Origin of the sequence: Psychrobacter sp. (assembly GCF_030457785.1) — a bacterium.
In the GTDB taxonomy this organism is placed as follows: domain Bacteria; phylum Pseudomonadota; class Gammaproteobacteria; order Pseudomonadales; family Moraxellaceae; genus Psychrobacter.
This window is the reverse complement of record NZ_JAKDUI010000085.1, coordinates 1-10,050: the sequence shown is the minus strand read 5'-3', so window position 1 is coordinate 10,050 and position 10,050 is coordinate 1. Positions and strand designations below refer to the sequence as shown.

The window sequence follows — 10,050 nt, the reverse complement described above, 5'->3', positions numbered from 1 at the left end:
GGTTGGTTCAGGCTCAACGGTTGGTTCAGGCTCAACGGTTGGTTCAGGCTCAACGACTGGTTCAGGTTCAAAAGAACTATCCGTTGGTGCTTCCGTATGTTGATGACTTTGATCAGCGATATCATACCTTTGAACGGGCGCTTGCGATACAAGGTATCCACTTTCCGGCTCAGAAGAGGAAGCACGCTCTGTCGTAGAAGAAGATGTGGCAGGTGCATCATTTAGTATTTCATTAGTAGGCAGCGGACGAAAAGCCAATAGACGTAAAATGCACATTTCGAGTGCTTGCATTGGTGTACTCGCAAGCTTTACGCCTTCACGTGCCTGTACAACAATCTCATAATAAAGTTGCAAGACATCGGGGCTAATATGCTGCGCAAGTGCTTGAATTTCTTGCGCTTGTTTTTCATTGACGTTTAGAGCAACATCAGGCAACAATTGAGTCAACGCCAACTGATGAAGAAGCTCAGCCAGCCCATCAAACATACTACTTGCATCCACCATCTGTGAGCGCATTTGCTCAATATGGCTAGCAACAGCAGTCTTATCATGATTATAAATATCTGTGATTAGGTGAATTAAGTCAGCAGCGTCAATCAATCCTAACATGGCATTGACCGTTGCGTCGTCTAATCCACCTTGACCAAAAGCGATTGCCTGATCTGTCAATGATAATGCATCGCGGACAGAGCCTTTAGCAGCACTAGCCAATTGCCAAAGCGCAGGCTGCGTATAAGCGACTTGTTCTTGGGTCAAGATATTTGCCAAATGCTCACTAAGTAGCGTCTGTGGCAGCGGCCGCAGCACAAACTGTAGACAGCGAGAGATGATGGTGATAGGTAGTTTTTGTGGATCAGTAGTCGCTAATAAGAACTTCACATGTTCAGGTGGCTCTTCCAACGTCTTAAGAAGCGCATTAAAACTGTGCGTAGACAGCATGTGCACTTCATCAATCAGATAAACCTTATAACGCCCTTGGCTTGGTGCATATGGGACATTGTCTAACAGCTCTCGGGTGTCTTCAACTTTTGTGCGAGAGGCAGCGTCAATCTCAATGAGATCAATGAACCTGCCCTGATCGATAGCCACACAGTTGTCACACACTCCGCAAGGTGTGCTGGTGATGCCCGTATCACAGTTTAAACATTTAGATAAAATCCTTGCGATTGTCGTCTTACCCACACCGCGTGTGCCTGTAAAAAGATAAGCGTGATGCAAACGGTTATAATCAATCGCATTAATCAACGCTTGAGAGACGTGCGTTTGCCCAATCAACTCATGAAAGTTTTTTGGACGATATTTACGAGCTAAGACTTGATATTGCTGCGTCATAATAAGTGCCAATATACGTAATGCAAAGATGAAAAGAGTATCAGATAAGCGATCTATAGTAGGATTCGAGTTGGATCATAACTGGGATTTTAGGTCGGTCAGTTGTTGGTATCAACACCAATCAAAAATAAATCGTTCAATACTGGATCCTGTATTTTGGCATTGAGATCAGCCAGTAGATCTTGATGAGATTGACGAACTTGGACCATACTCAGCGAGCTATTGTCATCTTGTGCATAAAGAACCATCATATAATGGCGACCAAACACATGATAAGAATGCTCATGGCGAACACAACCATGCCAGCGAGAATCTTGATCAAAGATTCTATACGCTATGATTTTTTCTACTAAACAGGCATAAGTATACATAGACTCATCTACCAAAGTAGCGAGCTGATCTTTTGGTAGAGGACTTCCTGCTTTATGAGAATCCTTGATTGAGCTATTAAACAACTTGTACCACATTCGAGTGTTTAGTACCCGCATGCACTTGTAGCAAGAAAATCCTTTTAGCTCTCGGTTTTGCGGCGCATATGCGGGAATAAAATCACGTCACGAATACTGGCCGAGTCAGTAAACAGCATGACCAGTCGATCAATACCGATACCCTCACCCGCAGTCGGTGGTAAGCCGTAAGATAGCGCTTCGATGTAATCTTCGTCGAAATGCATGGCTTCATCGTCGCCAGCATCTTTTTCAGCAACCTGACCGTGGAAGCGCTCTGCTTGATCAGCAGGGTCATTTAGCTCACTGAAGCCATTTGCTAACTCACGTCCACCAACAAACAGCTCAAATCGATCAGTAATTTCTGGATTCTCATCGCTACGGCGTGCCAATGGCGATGTTTCAGCTGGATATTCAGTGATGAAAGTCGGCTGACGCAATTGATGCTCTGCTGTTTCTTCAAAGATAATCGTCTGTAGCTTTCCTACGCCAAACACATCTTTCACTGGCTGTCTAAGTGTCTCCGATACGTACTCTGCCAGATACTCACGGTCGCTGATACGTGCCATATCGAAGTTTTCTGCATACTTTGCAATGGCATCAGACATAGATAGGCGCGCAAAAGGTGCTTGCAGACTGATGGCCTCTTCTTGATAAGTAATTTCAGTCGTGCCTAAAACATCTAGCGCCAACTCATTAAACAAACGCTCTGTCAGATCCATTAAATCGTGATAGTCAGCATACGCTTGATAAAACTCAATCATGGTAAATTCAGGGTTATGACGAGTTGAAACACCTTCGTTACGGAAACTACGGTTGATTTCAAATACTTTATCAAAACCGCCAACCACCAATCGCTTCAAATAAAGCTCAGGTGCGATGCGCAAATAAAGCGGCATATCCAAAGCATTATGATGGGTCACAAACGGACGCGCCACTGCACCACCAGGGATAGGATGCATCATTGGCGTTTCAACTTCCATGAAACGTTCGTTGAGCATGAATCTGCGAATACCACTGACAATCTGACTGCGAGTCATAAAGGTATCGCGAGTCGTTTCATTGGTCATTAAATCAAGGTGGCGGTTGCGATATCGCACCTCCACATCTGCCAAGCCATGAAATTTATTCGGCATTGGGCGCAATGTTTTAGTCAATAAAGTAAACTCTTCGATGTGCACATACAGATCGCCTTTTCCTGAACGACCGATATAACCTGATACACCAACGATATCACCCAAATCCAATGCTTTGATGCTCGCTTTCGTTTCATCATCCAGCTCTTTGCGTGCAACATACAACTGAATACGGCCACTCATGTCTTGTATAACAATAAAAGAGCCGCGATTAAGCATGACACGACCTGCTACTTTGACTTGTGTCTTTTCGCCGTTAGCAGATTTTTCTTCTATTTCTTGCTTAGAGATACCGTCAAAAGCCGTCTGCAAATCTTTAGCATAATCCGTACGCTTGAACGTGTTTGGATATGGCTGTTTTCCTGAGGCGCTGATATCATCCAGCTTAGCCTGCATTTGTGCAATCAGCTCGTTTGATTCTTCTACTGTTGGTGCTTGCTCTTGGTTCTGATTGTTGTGCTTTGACATAGTACTCTCAAAATTATTAGGTAGTGAAATAAACAAACGAAAACTTAAAAATATAATCCATACTCATCAACATAAAAATGAGTAGTAAAAAACAAACGCTGTCATGGAGACAATGCCGTACTCTCAGCATTTTGCGACTGGCTTCTTATCGTAAGACACGAGCGATCAATGCTGGCCTATTGATTACTCACCACCAATACTGGCCATTAGATCTGCTTGATGTTCACGTAATAAAGCATCAAGGGTCTCATCCAAATCGCCCTCTATAATAGAATCCAGCTTATACAATGTTAAATTAATACGGTGGTCCGTCATACGTCCTTGCGGGAAGTTATAAGTACGGATACGCTCTGATCGATCACCACTACCGACCAAATCTCGGCGTATCGAATCTGCCACATCGACCTGTGCCTGTACTTTGGCTTGCTGAATTTTTGAGACCAGCATCTTCATCGCGTGCGCTCGGTTTTTATGCTGACTACGCTCTTGCTGACACTCAACCACAGTGCCAGTCGGGATATGTGTCAAACGTACAGCCGAGTCAGTGGTGTTGACATGCTGACCACCTGCACCACTTGAGCGAAAAGTATCCATCTTGAGATCCGCAGTATTGATATCTACATTATCATCAATCTCAACCTCTGGCATGACCGCAACCGTACAGGCTGACGTGTGCACACGCCCTTGGCTTTCTGTTTCGGGCACACGCTGAACTCTGTGAGCGCCCGACTCAAATTTCAAGCGGCCATAGACACTGTTGCCAGAAACCCGAGTGATGATTTCTTTATAGCCACCGTGCTCACCTTCACTTGCTGATAGCACTTCCAGTGTCCACCCTTGGTTTTGGGCGTACTTTTGGTACATACGGAACAGATCACCCGAAAAAATCGCTGCTTCATCGCCGCCTGTACCAGCGCGTATCTCCAGAAATGCGGGCACTTTATCATTAGGGTCTTTTGGCAACATCATAACATTGAGCGCTTCTTCCATCTCGATAATGGTATCGCGAGCACTGTCGATCTCATCTTGCATCATCTCTTTCATGTCAGGATCTGAAGCTTCAGCCAGCATCATTTCAGCCTCTTCCTGATCCGTTTCTGCGCCCAGATAGTTCTGCCATAAGGTAGTGATTTCCATCAAATCATTATGCTCGACAGACAATTCACGGAATTTATTATTATCACTGATGACGCTAGGATCTGATAATAAGGCGGTTACCTCTTCATAGCGGTCTACCATCTGGTCTAAACGCAGGCGTAAGGATTCTTTCATAAAAGGACTTTTATTTAAATTATTGGGATAAGGATGCAATTATAGCAAATTTTTGACTTCAATTTAAAATCTCTGGATAAACTTACCAGACTACTCTCAAATAGTAGACCTTCTATCCAAGCAGTACAGTTAAAACCATTTTACTGAATCTGTTATACACCCAAAAACAAGCCGTTCCATAAAAAAATAGCTAAGAATACTCTTAGCTATTTTAAATTCTGAAAATTAGGAGGTGTTGGATATTACACTTTACGCACCAATACCGAACCAATCGAATAACCAGCACCAAATGAGCAAATCACACCCAAATCACCTGATGCTAGCTCATCTTTATAGCGATGGAAAACAATCATCGGACTGGCTGAGCTCGTATTACCAAATTCAGCAATTACGCTTGGAACAATGGCTTTGTCCGCTTCTTTACCAACGACAGTACGTAGTATTAAATCCAGCATATTGGCATTGGCTTGATGTAGCCACATCATTTTTACATCGCTAGCCTGGAAGTTATTCTCAGTCAAATGCTCAGTGATGATCTCTGAGACTTTTGGACAGACTTCACGGAATACTTTACGACCATTTTGCAAAAACAGCTTATCAGTGACTGGCTCTTTGATATCAGGATACATACCTGTTTGGGCTGCTAAGAACTCAGAGCGATCCATGAAACCATATTCATTTTTGATATTGGTTGAGAACTGGGTAAATAACTTGGAATCTAAGATTTCATAGCCTTTTGGCGTGTCTAGATCTTCAACGATAGAGGCTGTTGCGACATCACCAAAGATGAAGTGGCTGTCGCGATTTCGCCAATTGAGATGCGCTGAAGTGATCTCCACATTGACCACGGCGACACGTTTGGCTAAACCAGACGCGATAGAACCATGAGCTTGTGACAGACCAAAAGTAGCTGCACTACAGGCAACGTTCATATCATAAGCAAAACCACCGACCATGCCGATTTCGTTTTGAATTTCGATAGAAACCGCAGGATAGGTGCGCTGAAAGTTTGAACAGGCAAGGATGATGCCATCTAAGTCATTGGCCTCAAGACCTGCATCGGCCAAAGCGTCTTTTAACGCTGCCGTGCCCATCTCTGCCATAACGGACAACTCTTCGCCCAAATTACGATAAGCAATAACTGGTGCCATAATTTCAGGGTCTAAAATACCGTCTTTTTCCATCACATAACGGGATTTGATACCGGATACTTTTTCGATGAAGGCTGCTGATGAAGGCTGAAGAGCAGTCACAGTTCCAGCTTCTATCTCACCCGCATGCGCTGCATTATAATTCTCAACATACTGGTTAAATGATGCTACCAGCTCTTCATTGCTGATGCTATAAGGTGGGATGTATAGGCCAGTGCCAGTGATACAAGTCGTCATGATAAGCTTCCTTGTCTACTATTATAGTGCTCGAGATAAGCATGAAAGGTGAAAATTAATAACCATTCAAATGAGTGAATGGCTGTAAACTTAAAATCAATATCTTTATTATGCCTGAATAATATAATTTTTCTAATACTTTGTTACAAATAACCTGTTTCTTGCCATAAATACGTAAAGACTGACTTTATCTCGCCGTCGCCAAGGTATAATTAGGGCGATTTTCCACTATACAAGATATAGTCGACCAAAACACCAACTCGCGATAAGACTTAGGAAGATTAATGGTAGACATTTTTAACTGGCTATTTGGCCAATATGCTGACTACTCTACGTTGTTTATAGCGCTGGAGCTGGTTGCAGTACTATTTGGCATCGCAAGTGTTATGCTCGCCAGCAGAACCAATATCCTCGTCTTCCCCATCGGTCTTGTCAGTACTGCTATTTTTGTTTATTTGCTGTGGAAGTGGCAGCTGTTTGGCGATATGTTTATCAATGCTTATTATACAGTGATGAGCTTATACGGTTGGATTAATTGGTCAAAAAACAAAGCAAACAATCAGCAACAAGAAAAACCGTTAGCAAGCTCTGACACCGAAGGTGCTGTTCAAGTTGAAAAATTGAGCACAAAAGACATGCCAACGTTAATCAGTTTAGCCGCCGCTACTATCACCTTTGTGGCATTGATTTATTATTTCCGTCCAGTCATCAATAATGGATTTAGTTTCGACGGTGCCGTGCTCGGTGCGCATTTATTCACTTGGGTTGATTATACCGACATGCTAACCACCGCTTTATTTTTGATGGCGATGTGGCTTATGGCACGTCGGAAAATTGAGCACTGGATTTTATGGATTGTGGCTGACGCCATCTCTGTCCCTCTATATTTTTATAAAGGTCTAACTTTTACCTCACTACAATACGTAGTCTTCACACTCATCGCGATCTGGGCTTACTATGAATGGCAACAACGATATCGCAGACAATTTAAAGCAACATACGCCTAAATCAGTCGTCAATGTGGCCATATTAGGCGCAGAAAGTACTGGCAAAACCACCTTGTGTAGCGACTTGGCAGCACATTTTAAATGTCCTTGGGTGCCCGAGTACATGCGTACGTATCTGCAATCCAAATGGGATAATAAACAGCAGACTTGCACTTGGGATGATTTATTACCCATCGCTCAAGGTCAAACCAGAAAAGAAAACGACTTAGCACAACAAGCGGTTGACCAAAATAACTTGCTGTTTTGTGATACCAGCTTGTTTGAGCTAATGGTTTATTCTAATTGGTATTATAGCGACTGCCCTCGTGAACTCACAAATGCAGCGTTGTCACATCAGTACGACCTGATATTATTAACTGATATTGATACCCCTTGGGTCGCCGATGATCTACGTGATAGCCCGCATCAGCGTGAAGAAATAGATGAACACTTCGCTAGTCAGCTCCAGAAGTATGATAAAAAATTTGTACGTATCCGAGGTGACAGGTATGCTCGAGTTGAACAAGTTATTGAGTTGTTAAAAGATTACAATCTATTTGCTTAGGCTATTTAAAAGCGTTATTCAGCAAAATTTAACCGTTCAAGATTACTAAACGCAAAGACAAGCTGTTTGACGACACGCCCTAAGCCGCTCATATTATGGACTCGAAAACTGACTGATGTACTTACTGATACAAGGTTGCTTCATTCAGCAGCTGAGTATCAATACGCCCTATAGGAATTGCTTTTGAAAGCCACGGTTTATACAATTATTGCGCTACTTGCCTTTGCAGCGAACTCTCTCTTTTGTAGGATGGCGTTAGCGAATGGCTATATAGATGCATGGAGTTTTACCATCCTACGTCTATTAAGCGCAGCTGTGTGCTTAGGTATTATTATGTGGGTTCACGCATACCGACTACGTCAAAAATCACACCAACTAGAAGCCGCTTTTCATGACGCTGTTTTGGCTGATAAAGGCAGTTGGATAAGCAGCATCAGCTTAGTGGCTTATGCACTGTGCTTTTCGATTGCTTATGTAGAGCTAGATACTGGCACAGGCGCGCTGATTTTATTTTCAGCAGTTCAGCTGACTATGATTGGTTGGGGCATATACAAAAAAGAGCGCTTGAGCGCATTGCAATGGCTCGCATTTTTCGTGGCAGTAGCAGGATTTGTTTACTTGATGTTGCCATCAGCTGCCGTGCCTTCATTATCTGCTGCATTACTCATGGCTATCAGCGGTGCCGCTTGGGGCATTTATAGCATACGTGGAAAATCTTGTGTATCACCGCTTCGATCTACCGGATTTAACTTCGCAAGAAGTCTGGTCGCGATCCCGATCCTTTTGTTAATAGCAATGACTTCTCTCGATAATATGGGCTTAGAAAACATTAGCTTAGACCTCATTACTTTCGAAGGATTGATACTAGCAGGGGCATCAGGTGCAATTGCATCAGGGCTGGGCTACAGCATTTGGTATGCGGCAATGCCGCTACTGAAAAACACGCAAGCAGCTGTCGTACAGCTTTGCGTACCAGTACTGGCCGCCTTACTCGGCGTCGTGTTTTTATCTGAGCAGTTAACAGTAGAGTTTGTGATAGCCAGTGCTGTTATCTTGGGCGCCGTGCTTGTCTTTATTTTAAATAAAACAACGCTCAGACCAGCCAATTAAATGAAAGCAAATGCCTCGCAAACAAAACAACACTAAAGTCAGCTTATTCATACTTGTTAAGCTATTTCAGCTGATACATTTCGATAAAAAACCACAATAATCGTTTTAATTATTCGCTTTCCACTACACATTAGGAGCAGTGTTATGAAAAAAACATTAACCATCGCATCTTTCGCAATATTACTATCAGCCTGTGCGAGCAACACAACCACCAATACACAAGCCACGACAGCACCAAACACCGCTACCAAACCAACGGTTTATTCGTTCACTTGCGAAGACAGTGGCATGGTTACTGCTACTTACGATAATGACGCTCAAACCGCAAATTTAACCATGAGTTTGCCTAACGTTGGCTTAAACGATATACAAATAACCATGGATCATGCTGTATCGGCGTCTGGCGCTCGATATGTAAACGATATGAATTCTGAAACAACTTATGATTGGCATACCAAAGGCACTGATGGCACCTTAACCATTGCCTCAGATAATGGTCAGGAATACCAAGTGACATGCCATATCTAAATCTAGGACGGAACAATCTAACAAAAAGAGCCGCTAGTCAAACTACCGGCTCTTTTTGGCTTCCGATACAATCAATATCAGTTGCTGTTGCGTCCAACAAACTGAACAACAGCACTGAGCCCTTGATGACGTTTGCCTTCTGAAACCGTACGTTGTTTCTCCACCCCGACCACTTCTGTGAGGTCATTGAGTTCAGCCCGCAACTTCTTTAATGACATGAAATTGTCTTTTTTGGACGCTGGCGGACCACCCACACCTGACATAGTCGTCTGTTCAAAAGTATAAGCTTCTAAAATAAATACGCCGCTTGGTTTTAGCGCAGTCGCCATCTGATTATGTATGTACTGGCGAACAGGGGTTGGTGTATGTGCCCAAATAGACACAATAGCATCCCACTCATTCTCACCGAATGAATAATCAGCCAAATCAGCAACTTGTGTCTTGATGGTCACGCCTCTATCTGTAGCCAACTGACTTGCTTTACGCAGCCCCACTTCAGAGATATCCATTGCTGTGACGTCATAACCTTGCTCGGCTAAAAAAACGGCATTACGCCCCTCGCCTTCTGCTATGCACAGCACGTCCCCGCCTGCTGGTATTTTCTCAGCGACTGCACGTAAAAAATCGTTCGGCTCTGTACCAAAAGCAAAACCCGGTTCGTTATAACGTTCATTCCACATTTCACGCTCCTTAATATTTCCAATTACTACCGACTATTTTTTGGTAAGTTGCGATCGTATAAAGTTATTCACCACGACAACGCCTACCTTCATGAATTCACTGGCCTTATATGTCCAAATTTAACGGCAAGCTTTATAT

The 10,050-nt window shown here is 43.3% G+C and carries 10 protein-coding genes; 4 read left to right on the top strand and 6 right to left on the bottom strand.

The window, feature by feature from the left end; translation table 11 throughout:
• The 5 genes from dnaX to L0J61_RS05815 form a co-directional block, all read right to left on the bottom strand.
• The coding region (dnaX, locus tag L0J61_RS05835) for a DNA polymerase III subunit gamma/tau (protein ID WP_301465394.1) at nt 1-1,332 on the bottom strand (1,332 nt) is incomplete at its 3' end.
• A 98-nt stretch (nt 1,333-1,430) separates the two neighbouring features.
• The gene (locus L0J61_RS05830; RefSeq protein ID WP_301465393.1) at nt 1,431-1,787 is read right to left on the bottom strand and encodes a hypothetical protein; all 357 of its coding nucleotides are present in this window, start codon (nt 1,785-1,787) and stop codon (nt 1,431-1,433) included.
• A gap of 56 nt (nt 1,788-1,843) precedes the next feature.
• Entirely contained in the window at nt 1,844-3,382 is a 1,539-nt protein-coding gene (gene lysS, locus L0J61_RS05825; protein ID WP_301465392.1) for a lysine--tRNA ligase, read from the bottom strand.
• Nucleotides 3,383-3,565: 183 nt separating this feature from the next.
• Entirely contained in the window at nt 3,566-4,654 is a 1,089-nt protein-coding gene (gene prfA, locus L0J61_RS05820; RefSeq protein ID WP_301465391.1) for a peptide chain release factor 1, read from the bottom strand.
• A 242-nt stretch (nt 4,655-4,896) separates the two neighbouring features.
• On the bottom strand, nt 4,897-6,042 hold the full coding sequence (locus L0J61_RS05815; RefSeq protein ID WP_301465390.1) for a beta-ketoacyl-ACP synthase III: 1,146 nt from the start codon (nt 6,040-6,042) through the stop codon (nt 4,897-4,899).
• A gap of 284 nt (nt 6,043-6,326) precedes the next feature.
• On the opposite strand from L0J61_RS05815, the gene pnuC reads away from it, so the two are divergent.
• The 4 genes from pnuC (at nt 6,327) to L0J61_RS05795 (ending at nt 9,231) form a co-directional block, all read left to right on the top strand.
• Nucleotides 6,327-7,049 carry a nicotinamide riboside transporter PnuC gene (gene pnuC / locus L0J61_RS05810; protein WP_301465389.1) on the top strand — a complete coding sequence of 241 codons (723 nt, stop codon included), beginning with the start codon at nt 6,327-6,329 and terminating at the stop codon, nt 7,047-7,049.
• Complete coding sequence (locus tag L0J61_RS05805) at nt 7,000-7,593, top strand: ATP-binding protein (RefSeq protein ID WP_301465388.1); 594 nt, start codon at nt 7,000-7,002, stop codon at nt 7,591-7,593. The genes pnuC and L0J61_RS05805 overlap by 50 nt, the downstream gene beginning before the upstream one ends.
• 333 nt (nt 7,594-7,926) lie before the next feature.
• Complete coding sequence (locus tag L0J61_RS05800) at nt 7,927-8,703, top strand: DMT family transporter (RefSeq protein ID WP_301465387.1); 777 nt, start codon at nt 7,927-7,929, stop codon at nt 8,701-8,703.
• A 144-nt stretch (nt 8,704-8,847) separates the two neighbouring features.
• Nucleotides 8,848-9,231 (top strand): MliC family protein, encoded by a 384-nt coding sequence (locus tag L0J61_RS05795; RefSeq protein WP_301465386.1) that lies wholly within the window; start codon nt 8,848-8,850, stop codon nt 9,229-9,231.
• A gap of 77 nt (nt 9,232-9,308) precedes the next feature.
• On the opposite strand, the gene L0J61_RS05790 is transcribed toward L0J61_RS05795, so the two are convergent.
• The gene (locus tag L0J61_RS05790) at nt 9,309-9,911 is read right to left on the bottom strand and encodes a bifunctional 2-polyprenyl-6-hydroxyphenol methylase/3-demethylubiquinol 3-O-methyltransferase UbiG (protein ID WP_301465385.1); all 603 of its coding nucleotides are present in this window, start codon (nt 9,909-9,911) and stop codon (nt 9,309-9,311) included.
• Nucleotides 9,912-10,050: the final 139 nt, after the last annotated feature.